General features: G+C 54.5%; 13 protein-coding genes. 4 read left to right on the forward strand and 9 right to left on the reverse strand.

Annotated features, from left to right (window positions below):
- Positions 1 to 64: 64 nt before the first annotated feature.
- Both ACYVHX_RS27755 and ACYVHX_RS27760 read right to left on the reverse strand, forming a co-directional pair.
- Positions 65 to 2,770 (reverse strand): TonB-dependent receptor, encoded by a 2,706-nt coding sequence (locus tag ACYVHX_RS27755; protein ID WP_460674971.1) that lies wholly within the window; start codon positions 2,768 to 2,770, stop codon positions 65 to 67.
- A gap of 174 nt (positions 2,771 to 2,944) precedes the next feature.
- Positions 2,945 to 3,328 carry a T9SS type A sorting domain-containing protein gene (locus ACYVHX_RS27760; RefSeq protein WP_460674972.1) on the reverse strand — a complete coding sequence of 128 codons (384 nt, stop codon included), beginning with the start codon at positions 3,326 to 3,328 and terminating at the stop codon, positions 2,945 to 2,947.
- A 472-nt stretch (positions 3,329 to 3,800) separates the two neighbouring features.
- Between ACYVHX_RS27760 and ACYVHX_RS27765 the strand changes: the two genes are divergently transcribed.
- The gene (locus ACYVHX_RS27765) at positions 3,801 to 4,871 is read left to right on the forward strand and encodes a sensor histidine kinase (RefSeq protein WP_460674973.1); all 1,071 of its coding nucleotides are present in this window, start codon (positions 3,801 to 3,803) and stop codon (positions 4,869 to 4,871) included.
- Positions 4,868 to 5,626, forward strand: coding sequence for a LytR/AlgR family response regulator transcription factor (locus ACYVHX_RS27770; RefSeq protein WP_460674974.1), 759 nt, complete (start codon positions 4,868 to 4,870; stop codon positions 5,624 to 5,626). The genes ACYVHX_RS27765 and ACYVHX_RS27770 overlap by 4 nt, the downstream gene beginning before the upstream one ends.
- Here the strand turns inward: ACYVHX_RS27770 and ACYVHX_RS27775 are convergent.
- From ACYVHX_RS27775 to ACYVHX_RS27790, 4 genes are all read right to left on the reverse strand, one after another.
- Positions 5,598 to 7,142, reverse strand: a complete 1,545-nt coding sequence (locus tag ACYVHX_RS27775) for a tagaturonate reductase (protein ID WP_460674975.1) — start codon at positions 7,140 to 7,142, stop codon at positions 5,598 to 5,600. The two genes, ACYVHX_RS27770 and ACYVHX_RS27775, sit on opposite strands and share 29 nt — an antisense overlap.
- A 180-nt stretch (positions 7,143 to 7,322) precedes the next feature.
- Positions 7,323 to 7,997: a bifunctional 4-hydroxy-2-oxoglutarate aldolase/2-dehydro-3-deoxy-phosphogluconate aldolase gene (locus ACYVHX_RS27780; RefSeq protein WP_460674976.1), complete on the reverse strand. Its 675-nt coding sequence runs from the start codon at positions 7,995 to 7,997 to the stop codon at positions 7,323 to 7,325.
- A gap of 83 nt (positions 7,998 to 8,080) precedes the next feature.
- Entirely contained in the window at positions 8,081 to 9,076 is a 996-nt protein-coding gene (locus tag ACYVHX_RS27785; protein ID WP_460674977.1) for a PfkB family carbohydrate kinase, read from the reverse strand.
- Between the two features lie 101 nt (positions 9,077 to 9,177).
- On the reverse strand, positions 9,178 to 10,515 hold the full coding sequence (locus ACYVHX_RS27790; RefSeq protein WP_460674978.1) for an MFS transporter: 1,338 nt from the start codon (positions 10,513 to 10,515) through the stop codon (positions 9,178 to 9,180).
- A 150-nt stretch (positions 10,516 to 10,665) separates the two neighbouring features.
- Between ACYVHX_RS27790 and uxuA the strand changes: the two genes are divergently transcribed.
- Positions 10,666 to 11,871, forward strand: a complete 1,206-nt coding sequence (gene uxuA / locus ACYVHX_RS27795) for a mannonate dehydratase (protein WP_460674979.1) — start codon at positions 10,666 to 10,668, stop codon at positions 11,869 to 11,871.
- Positions 11,872 to 12,013: 142 nt separating this feature from the next.
- The gene (gene uxaC, locus ACYVHX_RS27800) at positions 12,014 to 13,426 is read left to right on the forward strand and encodes a glucuronate isomerase (protein WP_460674980.1); all 1,413 of its coding nucleotides are present in this window, start codon (positions 12,014 to 12,016) and stop codon (positions 13,424 to 13,426) included.
- 71 nt (positions 13,427 to 13,497) lie between these two features.
- Here the strand turns inward: uxaC and ACYVHX_RS27805 are convergent, their stop codons facing one another.
- The 3 genes from ACYVHX_RS27805 to ACYVHX_RS27815 form a co-directional block, all read right to left on the reverse strand.
- Positions 13,498 to 13,953, reverse strand: coding sequence for a DUF4920 domain-containing protein (locus ACYVHX_RS27805; protein ID WP_460674981.1), 456 nt, complete (start codon positions 13,951 to 13,953; stop codon positions 13,498 to 13,500).
- Positions 13,954 to 14,063: 110 nt separating this feature from the next.
- The gene (locus tag ACYVHX_RS27810) at positions 14,064 to 17,327 is read right to left on the reverse strand and encodes a DUF7948 domain-containing protein (RefSeq protein WP_460674982.1); all 3,264 of its coding nucleotides are present in this window, start codon (positions 17,325 to 17,327) and stop codon (positions 14,064 to 14,066) included.
- A 226-nt stretch (positions 17,328 to 17,553) separates the two neighbouring features.
- Positions 17,554 to 18,168 carry an ABC transporter ATP-binding protein gene (locus ACYVHX_RS27815; protein ID WP_460674983.1) on the reverse strand — a complete coding sequence of 205 codons (615 nt, stop codon included), beginning with the start codon at positions 18,166 to 18,168 and terminating at the stop codon, positions 17,554 to 17,556.
- Positions 18,169 to 18,216 lie beyond the last annotated feature (48 nt).

Raw genomic sequence — 18,216 nt, forward strand, 5'->3', positions numbered from 1 at the left:
GAAAGGTAAACAGGATTACAGAATAAAACCACGCTGTAATCCTGTCGGGCGGAATAATCAGGTATTATTTTTGCCGGGGACGGCCGCCGGAGTTGCCACCCGCTGGTTGTGATTGCTGTTGCTGGCCACCACCGCCGTTGTCGTCGCCACCACTTTTCTGGTCATCGTTGTTGATGGATTTTTTCCGGCGTCCGATGCTGAAACCGGAGCCGTCCATGCTCATTTTACCCAGACGATAGGAGAAGTTTACGCGGACACCGGCGTTGTACATGCTGTTGACACTGCGCTGCGACACCAGCGGTGAGGTCGTTTCGGAGCGAACTTTGAACGGGTGGTTCAGGAAGTTTTCCGCGCCAATTCCGATGCTGCCGCGCTTGTTGTTGAAGTCTTTCTTCACGCCGAGGTTGTAGAACGCAAAGCTGCCCTGATACCCCTGCAGGTTGATCTGCCGTCCGCGACCCCCGCCGAAGCCCTGGATGCCCCAGCCGTTTTTCAGCGTGATGCTGGTGAACAGCCGGCCACCCAGCACCCAACCCGAGTTGGAAGCCCCGTAGATGGCGCTGGCGTTGTTGTTGGTCAGGAAGGCGTGGTAGAGGTCAAAACCGCCCCCCATCTGCCAGATCGAGAACAGCGTCACGTTCGTGAAGACATTGACCCCGTAGGCGCGCTCGGTTCCGATGTTCTGTGACGTGCTCAAAACCGCCTGTTGTCCGTTGTAGGTGATGGTATCCCGAACGCTCATAATCGAGTTGTCGGTAATCCGCGCAAACAGGGTGGTGTTCAGGTAGAACTTCTTGATCTGGCCGCTCATCCCCAGTTCGACGTTGTCGGTGTATTCGGGCGACAGATTCGGATTTCCCTGGCTAATGTTGAGCGGGTTGGCCGCGTTCAGGTTGGGGTTCAGCGATTGGATACCCGGCCGCTGAATCCGGCGGTTGTAGGCCAGCTTGATGATTTTGCCGCCTTTGATGCCTTTCGAAATGTTAACACTCGGCACAAAAACACCGTAATTCGGGATTTTGCTCAAATCACTGTTCTGCTCAATTTCACCCTGCTCGCTGTTCTGAAAACGGGCGTTGATGAAGGTGTATTCGTAACGACCACCGGCTTTCAGCGTCCACTTGGTTTTGGTAGACAGGGTGTAGGCCGCATAGACCGAGGTGATGTTTTGATCGTAGTCCAGGCCGTTGGAAGGTTGGATCGGGCTCAGTTGGTAGTTCTCGCTATCGCCAGCCGCCGTAAAGAACTGGTAATCGCTGTTCATTTTCCGGAAAATACCTTTACCGCCAAACTCCAGCAGTTGCGTGCGTTTGATCGGGGTTTGGTAATCGACCTGCAGGGTTGATTCCTGGTTGTAGCTCAGGTTGTCGTTCCGCTGGCGACCGGTTATGGTGTGCATGTCGGTGCCGTTGAGCAGTTCGGTTACAAAATTGTTCGTGTTGTTGTTGCGGCTGTACAAACCCAGAATGCTCAGTTCCTGATTCGTTTTGTACGTCTTGGTATAACTTACGTTCGCATCGACCGTGCCCGACAGGTTTTTGGTTTCGACATTCCGGCCCGAGCGGCTGGCCAGCAGGTTGAGGTACGACAGCGTTTGCAGGTTATCCTGGAAGTTGACCATGTTCCGAACGCCGTAGCGAACACTGGCCGTGAGCGAGGTATTTTTGTCGATGTCGTAATCCCAGCCCAGTTGGTAGTTTCCGAACATACCGTGCTGACGGGTATCCGCCGATTGAATGGTTGTGGTGGTTCCCATCTGCCCAACGGTCGTTTGCTGGCTGTTGAAGGCCCCTTTGACGTTGTACATGGCCCGGCCAAAACCGCCCAGGTTGAAACCCATTTTGCCCTGACGGTAGCTGGCGTTCAGGTTCAGGTTGGAACTCCGGTTTCCGGTACCGACGTCCATGTTGAGCGTTGCGCCCTGCAGGGTGTTCTTTTTGGTAACAATGTTGATAATCCCGGCAGACCCTTCGGCGTCGTATTTGGCCGACGGGCTGGTAATCACTTCCACCGACTTGATCATGTCGGCCGGAATCTGTTTCAGGGCGTCGGCAACACTGCTGGCGATGATTGTCGACGGTTTGTTGTTGATCAACACCCGGACGTTGCTGCTACCCCGCAGGCTGACGTTGCCATCCAGGTCAACGGACAGCATCGGCACTTTCCGCATGATATCGGCGGCATCGCCCCCTTTGGAGGTAATATCTTTTTCGGCGTTGTAGACCAGCCGGTCCACTTTCTCTTCGATCAGCGCGGCCTGTCCCGTCACCACCACCTCGTTCAGCGTGCGGACATCCTGCGATAATTTTACGATGCCGATGTTAATGTCGGACCCCTTTACAATTTTGATCACATTGGAGATCTTGTTCTGGTAACCCAGAAACGAGTACTGCAATTTATAGTCGCCGGGAGCCAGCCGGGTCAGGCTGAACTTTCCTTTTCCGTCGGCCGTCGTACCGTCGATCGGTTTGCCGGTATTAATATCGAGGAGTGCAATTGTTGCGTATTCAACGGGTTGGTTGGACGTCGAATCCATCAGGTAGCCGTTGATCTTGCCATTGCCGCGTGGTTTATCGTCATCGGCTGTACCGGGAATAAATGTTTTTTCCTGTTGATCCCCGCGTTGCCCTGGTTGGCCCATCCGGCCCTGCCCTTGTCCCCGGCCTCCAAAACCGCCCCCCGGTCCACCACCGCCCGGAAACTGAGCGAAGGTCTGGAACGCGATCAGACTGAATGCTACTGAAAATAGTGAGAAGGAAAACTTGTTCATGAGTGTGATTACATTATGCACTGAAGTTACAAAACAACACTAGCGCGGGAACTCTGGAAAACGGAATAGACCAAGAGGGTGCAAACGTCGTCGGATGGCATCTTTTTACCGATGAATTCACCACCGGTTTTTGTTCCGGCACCCGCTCGAAAACCGGTGCCGGAACGTTCGTAATCAACCGATTGAAACCGTGCGGTAGGTGGTGGGCGCCGGCACCTGGGTTTTGACGTTAATCTCCTGCGTCTGGGTGCTGGCACCGTCAGTGACCACAACCTGATAGACCCCATCCGCCAGTTCGCTGATGTCGAAGCGGGTGCGGAGTGCTTTTTCGTGTTTGTTCAGTTTTTGCGAAGCCTGAACAACGCCCAGGTGATCGACCAGCCGGATCGTTACGTTGGCGTTGTTGGGATTCTCGACGACAACATCCACTTTCATGGTCGAAGGGAACGCCACGACGGATGATTGAAACGGCGCTTTGTCGCCGGTGTTGGCGGCCAGACTAACGGACGATGCGCTGATGGCGAGTGCGAAAAAGAAGGAAGCAAGTGCGGTTTTCATGATGATCAATGAGTAAGATAAATAATGTAGTTGGTTGCTGAATAGCCGGTTCCGGCTGTTTGACTGACACAAAACAATCCCAATTCAAATTGACCACAAAATGCGATATACCAGGGAGTTAGAGACGTCGATTAATGCCAGGATCTGACCGATTAGCACCCAAAAGGGCGGTTTTTGGCTCGTAAAGGTTTGCGGAAAGGGGATAATAGGCAAAAACCGGCCATTGGTCGGGACAAGCTGGCAATTTGTCGATTCTGCGAGGATGGTTTGGGGTTTGTCCCGTATGATTGTAAATCAATTGAGCTCATGAACGCTTCGACAGACCCAATCAAGCCGATGGTTGCCGGACGATACGATAGATTTTATTAATAGAGATGGTAGTTGGACAACCTGATTTCGCTGAAATCAGGTTGTTTTGTCTTTCTTGCCAAATATCTTCAACTTGGTAGTATCCCACAATTCTACGCATTCCATGAATTTACTCACGTTACGTCGTAGTGTACCGGTGCTGATTCACATACTGGCCTGGGGCTTACTGGGTTTTGCCTTGCTGGTTTATCAGCCGCTGAACTGGGACATCAGGGCCCCTTCGCAGTTCTGGGTTAAACAGGCCCTTTATTTTGGATTGCTGGTCGGTGCCTATTACCTGAACACGATCGTGCTGGTGCCTCGCCTGCTTTTTAAGGACCAAACCAGTTTATACATTGTTTCGCTGTTTGTTACTGCTGTTTTTGTGGTGGTGCTGCTTTTTCATATCGATAACTGGCTCAATTTGCCGGAACTGATGCACAAAGCCTGGCATCCGGAAGGCGGACCGCGAAAACCGCGGAACGTCTGGGGCTGGAGTCAGTCCATTCTGGTGACCACCTTCCTCATGCTGGGGATTGGAACCAGCATTGCGTCGGTTCAGAAATGGCAGGAGGATGCCCGGCTGCGGCTCGACTTGGAACAGGCCCGGGTCAGCTCCGAACTCTCCTTTCTGAAGGCGCAGATTAATCCTCACTTCTTTTTCAACACGCTCAATAATATCTACGCTCTGACGCTGATCGACGCCGAAGCCTCCCGCGAGGCTCTGCACCGGTTGTCGCGGATGATGCGGTATGTGTTGTACGAAACCGGAAACGACACCACCATGCTGAGCAAGGAAATCGACTTTGTGCAGGATTACATTCAACTCATGCAACTCCGGCTGACGGACAAGGTCAGTGTAACGCTCGAGCAGCCCCGGCCGCTGCGCGATGTGCCGGTAGCGCCGATGTTGTTGCTGCCCTTCGTCGAAAATGCGTTCAAACACGGGGTCAGTGCCCTGATGCCGAGCCGCATTGTCATCAGCATCCATCAGGAAGGCGAGAAATTGGAAATGAAAGTGAGAAATACGATCTTCCCCGAAAAAAACCAGTCCCTCGAAGTCGGTAGTGGCATCGGTTTAACCAATACCCGCCGGCGGCTCGATCTGCTCTATCCCGAACGGTACCAGCTGTCGGTGATGGAGGATACGCCCGCTAATGAGTATCTGGTCCATCTGAACCTGAATCTGGCATGACCTTAAACTGCATTGCGGTTGATGACGAACCTCTGGCGCTCGGACTCGTGTGCGCGTTCATCGACAAAACGCCTTTTCTGAACCTGTTAGGCCGTTACAGCAGTGCGGTTGAAGCCTTGCAGGGGCTGCACGAACACCCGGTCGATCTGTTGTTTCTGGATATTCAAATGCCCGATCTGACGGGGATGGAACTGGCCCGGGTGCTCGAACGCAACGCCACCGGTTACACACCCCGCATCATTTTCACGACGGCCTTCAACCATTTTGCCCTGGAAGGGTACAAAGTCGACGCGCTGGATTACCTGCTCAAACCGTTCAACTACGAGGAGTTTCTGCGGGCCGCCAGCAAAGCCAAAACGTACTTTGAACTGGTGAAACGTCCCGCTGCGGCCCTGGCTCCGGCGGTTCCCGAACCGGAAGAAGAGTATCTGTTCCTGAAAGTAGAATACCAGTTGGTACGAATCGCCTTCAACGACATTCTTTACATCGAGGGGCTGAAAGATTACGTCAAAGTGCACTTGCGGAAAGAACGCCCGGATGCGGTGCCCCGGCCGGTTTTGTCGCTGACGAGCCTAAAGGCGCTGGAGGATAAACTGCCGGGCCGGCGGTTTATGCGGGTGCACCGCTCGTTCATCGTTGCGCTGGACAAAATTGAAGCCGTTACCCGGAACACGATCCAGATCGGGTCGGCCACCATTCCGGTCAGCGATCAGCATAAAGATGCCTTCAACCAATTTCTGAGTCGCTGGTCGTAGACTCGGCGGTGGCTACCTGCCGCTCAATGGTGGCTTCGACGCCCAGGGTCAGCAGGTTGGTGAGCTGCTCGGCCACGGCGTCGGCAAAACCGCTGAGTGCGCTCAGATCCATTTCCCACAGCATGGTATCGGCACACAGAGTCTGCACAAAATTCCGGACCGATGCCGCATCGTGCACATCGACCTGCTGCCACAACTTGTAGAAGTATTCCGCGTGATCGTCTTTGATGGGGTAGGTAATGATGCCACCGGTTGGCGTGCTTGCTTCGCCCAGGTAGACGCCTTCTTCAAACCGCACCGCTTTCATAAACCGCAAATAAGCCGCAAAACCGAGGGCCATGCGCTGCGGAACCTGCTGGTTCTGTTCCACAAATCGCTGAATCGTCGGCAGGTTGCGGGCTTTCATTTTCAGGGTTTCCTGCAGGGTAATGCTCAGCAGCAGGTGTTCGATGTAGGGATTGCGAAACCGGTCGAGCACATCGGCGGCAAACTCGCGAACCGCATCCGGGTTTTCTTCCGGAATCATCCAGGCCGGCAGGGTCGGCACAATTTCCTGCGTAATGACTTCTTCCACAAACCGGCTCATCAGCGGGTGCTGCATCATTTCGTTGACGGTTTCGAGCCCGAGCAGGTAAGCCAGCGGAACGCTGATCGTATGACCGCCGTTCAGCACGCGAAGTTTGCGTTCGCGGTAAAAATTAATGTCTTCATCGATGATGACATTGGCATCGGCCTTAGCGAACGTAAGCACATTTTTAACCCGGTCGTCACCTTCAATCGCCCACAGCCTATAGGGCTCGGCCATAATCAGCAGCTTGTCCTCATAACCGAGTTCCTGTTGCAGTTGCTGACGGGTTTCGGCATCCGGTTTTCCCGGAACGATCCGGTCGACCAGCGAATTGCAGAAGCGAACGTGGTACTTCAGCCACTTCATAAACAGCTTGCCCAGTTCGTTGTGCAGAGCGATTTTTTCGACGATGTCGCGGAGTTTCAGCCCGTTATCCGTGATGAGTTCGGTCGGTATCACCACCAGGCCTTTGTTGCGGCCCCCGCCAAAATTCTTGAACCGTTCGTAGAGAAAGGCCGTCAGCTTTGCCGGATACGACTGCGGAGGATTCTGAAAAATGCTTTCTTCCACATACTGAATCCCCACCTCGGTCGTGTTGGAAATAATGACTTGCAGGGACGGTTTTTTCGCCACGTCGAGCACGGCTTTCCAGTTTTCCTGCGCCGAAAGAACCCGGCTAATGGCCGACACCACCGTGTGTTTATCCACCAGCTGGCCTTTCTGAATGCCCCGGTTCACCACCGTATACAACCCATCCTGTTCGGCAAATTCGTCCGTCGCTCCGCCGGTTGATTTCACAACGACGATGCTGCCGTTAAATACGCCCTGCTGGTTGGCTTTATGAATCAGGTAGTCGGGCAATCCCCGCAGCAAAACGCCCGTGCCAAATTGGAGGACGCGCTCAGGATGGGAGGGAGCCGAATGGGTTGAACGGTTCAGTGCTGTCATGGTGATGGACGACGTTTCTCGGTTATTTCGACGGAATTCAGGATTTCTTGTAAGGTGTAAATGTAAGGCTTTAACGCATTGAGCGCAACTGAACCTAAATAGTGGATGATGATCGATGCATGATGAACGATGAATTGCGTACGCCAGCCCATTCATCGTTTATAACCCATCGTTCATCATTCAGTATTGGCCGCGCAGCGAATCGACAATGGCCAGCACGTCTTTGGCTTTGGCTTCGATCTGGTCGAATTGCCGGTTGCTCAGGACTTCTTTCGGGAACAATTGGGAGCCGATGCCGACGGCCGTCACCCCCGCGTTGAACCAGGAGCCCAGGCTTTCTTTCGTGGGTTCGACACCACCCGTCACCATCATGCTGGTCCACGGCATGGGTCCTTTCACGGCTTTGACAAAACCGGGTCCCAAGGCGTCGCCCGGAAAGACTTTCACCACTTCCACGCCCAGTTCTTCCGCGGCTGAAATCTCGGTCAGCGTCGCACAACCGGGCATATAAGCCACCTTCCGGCGGTTGCAGGTGCGGGCAATGGATTCGTGAAACGACGGGCCAACGATAAAGTTCGCCCCCGACTGGATATACAGCGCGGCCGTGGCGGCTTCCACGAGTGTTCCGGCGCCCAGAATCAGATCCGGAAAATCACGGGCGGCTGTTTTGACCAGTTCATTGAACAGTTCGTGGGCAAAATCACCCCGGTTTGTAAACTCGAATGCCCGGATGCCGGCCCGGTAGCAGGCCCCCAGCACTTCCCGACACACCCCAGCGTCGGCGTGGTAAAAAACCGGTACCACCGGCACCCGCCGGATGGTTTCGTATACTTCCAATCTTGAAAAACGAGCCACAGGATTTTTGGAATTATGGATCATGAATGATGAATGGGCTGACGCAATACCATTTGGCATTCATAACGCATCGTTTTAAACAATTATCTTCTCAGTCGCCCCGACTTGTCACCGCCCACCAAGGCTTCAACTTCCGAAACGGACACTAAGTTTGCGTCACCTTCGACGGTGTGTTTCAGCGCCGAAGCAGCCGCACCGAATTCAACGGCATACTGCGGATCATCGGTGCTTAATAAGCCGTAAATCAAACCGGCCAGGTAGGCGTCGCCACCACCAATCCGGTCGATGATGTGGGTGATGTCGTATACTTCCGACGAGTACATGGTGGTGCCGTCGAAGATCTTGGCCGTCAGCCGGTTATGCGATGCACTGACGGATTGCCGTTCTGTATCGGTAAAATACCGGATTCGCGGAAACTTGGTCTGCATCCCCCGGCAGGCGTCGTCGAACGTTTCAGCTTTAACGCCGTAGAGTTCCTCAAAGTTTTGCTGATTGCCCAGCACCAGGTCGCACCCGGCGGTTAAATCAGGCAGAATGTCCTGCGGTTTTTTGCCATATTTCCACAAATTGCTGCGAAAATAAATGTCGCCCGAAACCTTCACGCCCAGCCGGTTTGCCGTCTGGATGGCGTCCAGCAGGCAGTCAGCGGCCTGTTGCGACAGCGCCGGCGTGATGCCCGACCAGTGGAACCAGTCGGCCCCGGTTAAAATGGCTTCCCAGTCGAAATCGCCGGGTTGAATGAGCGAAAATGCCGAATCGTAGCGGTCGTAAATGATCTGACTGGCGCGGCTCACGGCCCCGGTTTCCAGAAAATACAGGCCCAGTCGCCCGGCACCGAACGTAATCCGGGACGTATCGACACCGTGAAACCGCAGCGTTGACGCTGCGGCATGGCCCAGGGCGTGGTCCGGAAACCGGGTGACGTGGCTAGCCTGGCACCCGAAATAAGCCAGCGAAACGGCCACATTGGCTTCGGTGCCGCCGTAAACGACGTTCAGGGAATGCGCCTGATTGAATTTGGCAAAACCGGGCGGGGCCAGTCGCATCATGACCTCGCCGAACGTAACTATTTTTTTCAAGGAATAAAGGATTATGGAAGGAGATGAGGAAAGAAGGAAAGGAGAGAAGGGTTTGTTATCCTTCCTCCCTTGCCTCCTCTCGTCCTTTCCTCCTCGCTTTGTTAAACGCCAATACTTTCCAATTCCTTCTTGGTCACCGGTTCGAGGGTGGGCGAAAGGAAATGGATGATCACCAGCGCGATCAGGTAGGTCGAGCTGGCAATGATAAACAAAGGTAAATAGCCGAAATTGACCCGGATATTACCCGCGACAGCCGCCAGCAAGATACCGCCCATGGCGCCGAACATGCCGCCAATGCCCGTCACCGAAGCCACCGCGCTTTTGGGAAACAGATCGGAGGCAAAGGTGTAAATGTTGGCCGACCAGCCCTGGTGGGCCGCCGTTGCCAAAGAAATTAAGGCAATGGCTACGTAAATACTACTGGTTTGGGCGGCAAAAAATATTGGAATGACGCAAAGGGCGCAGATCAGCATCGTAATTTTTCGCGCCCGGTTGGCCGACCAGCCCATGTGAATGAACTTGGAGGAAAGCCAGCCAAACAGCACACTGCCGCCGTCGGAAACGATGTAAATGACCAGAAACGGCAACCCGACATTTTTCAGATCCAGACGCTGGTCGAGGGATTCGCTGCTGTTGAAGAAATCGGGCAACCAGCTCAGATAAAACCACCAGATGGGGTCGCACATGAACTTGCCGACGATGAACGCCCAGGTTTGCCGAAAGCCCAGCAAGCGCCACCACGACAGTTTTTCTTCCGGAATCTCTTCTTCGTAATCCTGTTGAATATAGGCCAATTCGGCCTGGCTGACGCGCGGGTGTTCTTCCGGGCGGTGGTAGGTTTTCAGCCAGGCGATCAGCACCAGAAAACCGAGCAGACCCGTGGCAATGAACGAAAACCGCCAGCCAAATTGGAGCGTGAGCCAGGGAATCAGGGCGGCCGTGGCAATGATGCCGACGTTGGTACCGGCGTTGAACAGACCGGCGGCAAACGACCGTTCCTTTTTGGGGAACCACTCGGCCACCGATTTGATGGCCGACGGGAAATTACCGGCCTCGCCGATGCCCAGCATGAAGCGAACCATGCTCAGGCCGCGCAGCGAACCGATGAAGGCGTTGAGCACGCCCGCAATGCTCCAGACGATGATCGAAATGGAAAAACCGCGTTTGGTGCCGACCCGGTCGATGAGCCAGCCGGTCAGCAGAAAACCGAGGGCGTAGGCTATCTTGAAAACCGTATCGATGTAGCTGTAGAGCACTTTAAACTGGTCCAGATCGCTCTCCGTCAGGGGTTCACCGGCGGGTTTGCCCATCATTTCCTGCCGAAACGTTTCATCAATCATCGTAAACGAAAGCACCTGCCGGTCGATGTAATTGATGGTGGTGGCAAAAAACAACAGCAGCACAATGCGCCAGCGATAATTTCCAGATGGGTCAGGCATCAGTAAAGGAAGTTTAAGGCAAGTCTGGGCCGACAAAGTTTTGCCAAACTTACCGAAATAGCGCGAAAAAACAGTACTTCGCCGGGCCGGATCCCGAAATGAGTAGAGCCACTGGTTCCGTTCCTTTTTTATCAAAATTTCACACTCAAAATGGCATTAGAACAAACCTGGCGCTGGTTCGGCCCCAATGATCCCGTTCGTCTCGCTGATATCAAACAAGCCGGTGCCACGGGCATTGTTACGGCGCTGCACCACATCCCGAACGGGCAGGTGTGGGCGGTCGACGAAATCAAGGCGCGCAAATCCCTCATCGAAGCCGCTGCGCCCGGCGAAGATCGCCTGACGTGGTCGGTGGTGGAGAGTATTCCGGTTCATGACGCCATCAAAACCCGCTCGGAAGGGTTTCAGCACTACATCGAAAATTACAAGGAATCACTGGTCAATCTGGGCCGCTGCGGCATCGATACGGTTTGTTACAATTTCATGCCGGTGCTCGACTGGACGCGCACCGATCTGGATTACAAAATGCCGGACGGGTCAACAGCCCTGCGGTTTGACGCCGTAGCGTTCGCGGCTTTTGAATTGTTTATCCTCAAACGGCCCGGCGCCGAAGCGCACTATACCCCTGAGCAAATCCTGAAAGCCCGCAACCACTATGAATCGCTGGACGAAGCGGCCGCGTTGCGGTTGCAGCGCAACATCATCGCCGGTTTGCCGGGCTCGGAAGAGAGCTACACCGTTGAGCAGTTTCAGGAAACGCTGGATGCCTATAAATACGTCGGTGACAAAGAGTTACGCGAAAATCTATACGCATTTGTGCGGGAGATTGCGCCCGTAGCGCAGGATGCCGGCGTCCGGTTGTCGATCCACCCCGATGATCCGCCGTACCCGATTCTGGGTTTGCCGCGCGTGGTCAGCACGGAAGCCGATGCCAAAATGCTGCTGGATGCCGTCGATAGTTCGGCCAACGGACTGTGTTTCTGTACCGGTTCGTACGGAGTCCGGGCGGACAATGACCTGGTGGGCATGGTCGATCGGCTGGGTTCCCGCATCCATTTTATTCATTTGCGGGCCACGAAACGGGATGAGGAAGGAAATTTTTACGAAGCCAACCACCTCGACGGCGACGTGGACATGTTTGGGGTGGTCAGTGCCCTGCTCGGCGAACAACGCCGTCGGGAAGAAGAAGGGCTCGAAAATTTCCGGATGCCGTTCCGGCCCGACCACGGCCACAAAATGCTCGATGATCTGAATACCGGCAAACGGACGAATCCGGGGTACACGGCCATCGGACGGCTGCGTGGCCTCGCCGAACTACGCGGTTTGATGCTCGGCATTGAGCGTTCGAGTCTTTAAGCGGGTTTCCGGTTTTTGTTTCCGGTGGCAGCTACAGCCTGTTCTTCCGGCCTCAGCCACGGTAAACAAAAACCGGAAACCGCACCGACGGGTAAAAAGCCGGCTAGGCGGTCTTTGCTATTTAAACGAATCCATTACGATCATGCTGGTCGACCAACCGATTAAATCCTTTTTAGACGAAGATTTTCTGCTTCAGACCGATACCGCCCGGCGGCTCTACCACGACTACGCCAAGGCGATGCCCATCATCGATTACCACTGTCACCTGCCGCCCGATCAGATTGCCGCCGACAAAACGTTCGAAAACCTGACGCAAATCTGGCTGTACGGCGACCATTACAAATGGCGGGCGATGCGGACCAACGGCGTTCCGGAACAGTATTGCACCGGCGATGCGTCGGATTTTGAGAAATTCCAGAAGTGGGCCGAAACCGTGCCGTACACGATGCGGAATCCGCTCTACCACTGGACGCATATGGAATTGAAAAATCCGTTTGGCGTCGAAACGATTCTGAACGGCCAGACGGCGCGGTCGGTTTATGGTACCTGTACGGGCCAGTTGCCCGGTTTGTCAACCCGGACGTTGCTGCGTCATTTTAACGTCAAAACCGTCTGCACAACCGACGACCCGACCGATTCGCTGGAGCATCATAAAAAAATTGCCGACGACGGTTTTGAGATCAAGGTGCTGCCCACGTTCCGGCCCGACAAGGCGATGGCCGTCGATGACATGGCGGTTTTTCAGGCGTATGTGAAGCGGGTCGGGGAGGTCTGTAATGAAGAAATCCGGACGCTCGAAACGTACATGACGTGCCTGAAACAGAGGCACGATTATTTTGCCGAAAGGGGCTGCCGCCTGTCGGATCACGGACTGGAAACCGTGTACGCGGAAGCCTATACGGAATCGGCGGTTCGGGCGGTTTTTGAGAAACTTCTTTCGGGCATGGCGCTGAGCGAAACGGAAAAGCTGCAATTCAAGTCGTATATGCTCGACCGGTTTGCCGAATGGGATTGGGAAAAAGGCTGGACGCAGCAGTTTCACCTGGGGGCGCTGCGGAACAACAACCAGCGGGCTTTGCGGACGCTCGGACCGGATACGGGTTGGGATAGCATCGGCGACTTCCAGCAGGCTCGTCCGCTGGCCCGGTTTCTGGGGGGGCTGGACAACCGCGATCAGCTGGCCAAAACGATTCTGTATAACCTGAATCCGAGCGACAACGAAATCATGGCGACCATGATCGGGAATTTCAACGACGGATCGACGCCGGGCAAAATTCAGTTTGGCTCGGGCTGGTGGTTTCTGGATCAGAAAGACGGTATGGAACGGCAGATCAACGCCTTGTCGAACATGGGTCTGCTGAGCCGGTTTGTCGGGATGCTCACCGATTCGCGCAGTTTCCTGTCGTACCCACGTCACGAGTATTTCCGCCGGATTCTCTGCAATATCTTCGGCAAGGACGTCGAAAACGGCGAACTCCCCAGCGACATCGACTGGATCGGCAAGCTCGTTCAGAACATCTGTTACAACAATGCGAAGGAGTATTTTAAATTTTAACTAGGGGAGGGAAAGCAGGAGAGGACAACCAATTCGCTCTTTCATCCTCTCTTCCCGTCCTCCCTTTCTCCTTATTTTTTCACAACTACCCCATCGGCCATAAAGGTAATGGCTTTGACGGGTTCGGTGATTTTGGCGATTTCTTCCTTGCTTTTGCCCGCATCTTCGGCGTAGTGGCGGAGTTCGGCCACCGAAGTCGTTTTGGTTTCGGCGGTTCCTTCAAACACCACGTTTTTACCGGCAATGTCTTTCGGAACAAAAAAACCGTAATCGCGGAACCGCACCAGCATGGTCTGGTTGTCGGCGGTTTTGACGCGAATCCAGCAGCCTTTCACCTGACAGACCGACTCAACGGTACCTTCTACTTTCGTTTCGATGGCTTTTTGATCGCCCAGTTTAGCGGCCAGTTCGGTCGTCGAAACGGCATTGTCGGTCGTAATTTTCTTGCCGTGGTAGCTGACGTTATCCTGCGCCAGTGCGCCGTAGGAAAGACCCAGCGCGAGCGCCCAGGTGGCTAAGTGCTTCATAATCTGATGCAGTTTAGTGATGTTGCTAAACAAAAATAGCGAAAAACAAGATTCATTGAACAGCTGGACCAGAATAGGAGCAGAGGCCGACTAAAAATAAACCAGAAAATTTATTCCATCACCTCCACCCATCCCTTGCATTTCGTGCCGCGCTGCGTCGTAATCAGGTAGTAATACAAACCGTTCGGAACATCAGAACCCCAGTTGTTGGGGTAATTATCGCTGCGGTAAATCAGCTTGCCCCAGCGGTTCATGATCTCCATCCTGGCCCCCGCGAAACCGATGTCGAACACATCATTTTTGCCGTCGCCGTTGGCGGTTACCACGTTCGGCACCATGCTCATGTTTTCGATTTCAACCGGCAGATTGAGCGTCAGGCTACAGCCGCTTTTGTAACTGGTCAGTGAGATCTGGTACTGGCCCGATTGCGCATACTGGTACGTGCCGGGCGTATTGGTCTTCAGCGTGTCGCCGTTGCCCATGGCCCACTGAAAACCGTCGGCCGCCGATGTGGTGTTGACCAGTTCTACCTTCATGGGCTGACCACATTCCGAACTCAGCCGTACCTCAGCCACGGGTTTGAACGAATCATCGGTTTTGATCGTCACCTGTCTCTGCGTCGAACAGCCGTTTTCATTCGTCATTTTGACGGTATACGTGGTGGTTTGGGTCGGATTAACCACCGGATTGTTCACGGTGGCGCTGGTAATGGTCTGAACGGGCGACCATTCGTAGGTTTTGCCGCCTTCCGCCAGCAGCTGTACCGGTTTTCCGGCGCAAATGGTGGTGTCGTTGCTGACCTTGAAATTGGCTGGATACACTTTGATGAGCTTCTGCGCCACATCGACCCGCTTGCAGGTCAGTTTATTCGTCGCCGTCAGCGTGACGGTGTATTCACCCGGTTTTTCAAACGTATGGCTGACCTGACCGGGATTGGTGGAAGCGCCGGTTCCGCCGAAGTCCCAGGCGTAGGTTATCCCGCCCTCGCTGGTGTTCACGAAGTTGAGCGTCAGCGGTGTGCAGCCTTCCACCACATCTTTTTTGGTACCTTCGTAGGCATCAAAGGCAGCTTTCAACCGGTCAATGTCGAACTTAAAAGCGGCATTGTTGCAGTTCGGGCTTTTGTTGGTTTGCGACCAGGCCTGCGCCGTCGCCGGAAACCGGGTTCCCCCGCAGGCACAGGCGGCATGATAAATCACCCCGCTTTTGTCGAAACGGCTGGTGCCGCCGTCGACGTGGTCCCCGCGCCCTTCCGGATTGTCACTGCCGAAATACGTGGCATAGAGCAGCGATTTGCCCCCCTGTTCCAGCAACGCCAGCCAGTAATTGTTGCCGTCCGTGGTTCGGCGATAGGCATCGGGCGTGATGGGCAGGCCGCGCGTGCTGCTGGAAGCATTCCCATTCCGAACGTTGACGGCCCCGCCCCAACCCGACAGATAAATATTGCCACACTCATTGACCAGAAAAGCCGTGGGCGAAATATCCGGCGACGTCCGGCCGGAGCCGATGACGGTCGAAAAGACGGTTTTAGCAAGCGTCGGGTCCAGGGCGTGGATGAACTGGCCGCTGCGGGCGTTCTGGTACACGCTGTCGGAAACCGGATATTGCCCCCGCGTCAGGCCAAAAACGTGCGGATTTTCCTGCGGATCGAGGTCGATCAGGTAGGCCGCATCGTTGGCGGTGGTTCCCAGATAGGTGCTGCGCGCCACCTGATTGTTTGTGAATTTAACCAGAAAACCGTCTTCCTGCCCACCCAATTGCGGTTTATACGCTCCGGCGGTGGCGGGTAAGTCGGCGCTGCGGGTGGTGCCCACGGCATAAACGGCTCCCGACGCGCCGACCCGCAGGGCGTAGGCTACATCGTAACCGCTTCCTCCAAAAAAGGTACTCCAGCGTAACTGACTCAAATCCGCATTCAGTTGCAGCAAAACCGCATCGGCCGGCCCCTGAAGTTTCGTCTGCGAAGCGTTGGTGGTGATTGGAAAATCCGCCGAATAGGAAACGGTAGCCACGTAGACATTGTCGGTTTTGTCGACCATGATTTCGCCCCGCAAATCGTCGCCGTAATTGTAAATACCCAGAAACATATCCGCATAATTGACCCCGTCGTTGGACGAGCCGCCGACGTAGGTGCTGGCTTGCAGGGCCCGGCCATCCGGGCTGATTTTGGCCAGAAACAAATCCGTTCCGTTGCGGAAATAGATGGAACCGTAGAGGCTGCCGGGATCGGGCAGCTGATTTCCGATGGGAATGTAGGGCGTGCCGCCTGCGAATTTTTTGCTGTACGCCGAGGACGTCGTTGGGAAGTTGGTGGAGGACGTTACGCCATAAATCAGCAGTTCATTTTTGCTGTTAACGATCAGGCTGTGAGGAGTTTCGCCGGTAGAGCCACCCAGGTAGGCGGCATACAGCAACTGCCGCCCGTCCGGACTGAATTTCATGATGGCGACGTCGATTTCGGCGCCGTAGCGCGTCTGGAACGCGCCGGTGGTCGGTACAAAACTGGTTCCGAAAACCGTTCCGGCGGTGTACAGATTACCGGCGTTGTCGTAGGTGGCCGTGTGGCCCCAGTTGTCGCTGACCGAACCGGAATAGCTCGAGAAAATCAGGGTGGGGTCGATGGTGAGGGCTTGCTGCCGGTCAAAACCGTTCGGAAAGCGAAACGAGGCTGTCTGATCGGCCAGCGTCCACTGCGAGGGTACTTCGGTCGTTTTGCCGTTTTTTTCGGTAAAGGAATACGGTTTTTCTTCCCGAAACGGCAGTAAAGAAGTTTCGATCACCAATTGCTCCTTTTCCGCCCGAACGGTTTTGGCCCCCTCATACCGCAACCGGATCACCGACGGATCGGCACCGGGGTTGACCAGGAATTCGTATTTCAGGGTCTGGTAATACGCGAATACCCGCAGATCAATGCCCGGATAAATGTCGTGGTAAACGAGTTCGGCAAAAGCCGGTACGGAACTGGCCCAACGGCGGGATTCATTGCCCAGAAAATAATTCAGGTTTTCAGAAACCCGGTTTTTGCTTTCAAGGGTTGCCGTGGATGCGCTGTTTTCCAGGTGCACCTCGACGCCGTGGGCCCGGACCAGCGGTTCGGTTCGTTCGGGCGGGGCCGAGGTTCGGGCGGCTGCCGGCTTATTCCGGCCCGAATGGATGACGTCCAGCGCTTCAGTATCGTAAAACACGTAGTGAAGCGACTGCTTTTTCAGAAATAAAAAACCGCCCGGCAACTCGGCCCGAAACAACACTTCGGGCGACCACTGGCCTTTGTTCTGCACAAACCGGACGGCGCTGGCTGCTGGCGAGTCGGCAAAGGCAAATTCCGGCCGGTTGAGAAGCAAAAAGAAAAGAAAAACCGTAAAAGTTCGACGCATAGACCGACAGCACAAATGATTGTCAAGATAGCTATTTGGGACAAAAGAGTACAGCCGATCGGCAAAAGACTTTATCGGACTTTCTGGGAACGACCCGGACTTTTCTCCGGTCTACCGTCTCCTGTCTTTCTTACCATGACTCCATAACGACGCAAAGAGTTGCAACCGTATACGGGGCTGATCGACTTTAAAAACCGTATTGAAAGCATTTTCCGGGTGGGGAAAATCATTTCCAGCGACTGATATCAATAACGTTGGGGCAGAAATCGTATTCGTCGGGCTGGTTGGAGCCAATGAGCAGAAGCTGGTCGGAGAGTTGCCGGACGCGCTCCTGATACCAGGCCACGCCTTGCTTGTCGAGGTTGGAGGTCGGTTCGTCGAGAATGACCAGGGCTGCTTCGGAGTAGAACGCCAGTCCCAGTTTGACCCGCTGTTTCATGCCGGACGAGAAAACCTTGACTTCTTTATGGCGGGCGTGACTGAGGTGCATCAGTTCGCAGAGTTGCTCGGGGGTGCGCTGATCCTTGAAGGGTTTGAACGACTGGTGAAAAGTCAGTAGTTCGAGGAGGGTCAATTCTTCGATCAGTTCGAGATAGGGAGCGGCCATCACGACGTGACGAAACCAGTCGTCCACCTCAACCGGTTTTTCCTGATGGGTATACTGAATTGTCCCTTCCGATGCGGGCAAAACGCCCATCAGGGTTTGCAGCAGGGTTGATTTGCCGCTTCCGTTAGGGCCGACGAACGTGTAGCTGGTGCCAGCCTGCAAAGACAGGTCGACGTGCCGGAAAATCCATTCACGCCGGAAACGCTTGCCTATTCGTTCGGTGGTAATTTTCATTAATAGGATGAACAATGAATGATGAATTCTAGATGAGCTACCACACGG

The sequence above is a fragment of the Larkinella ripae genome (genome assembly GCF_054780775.1).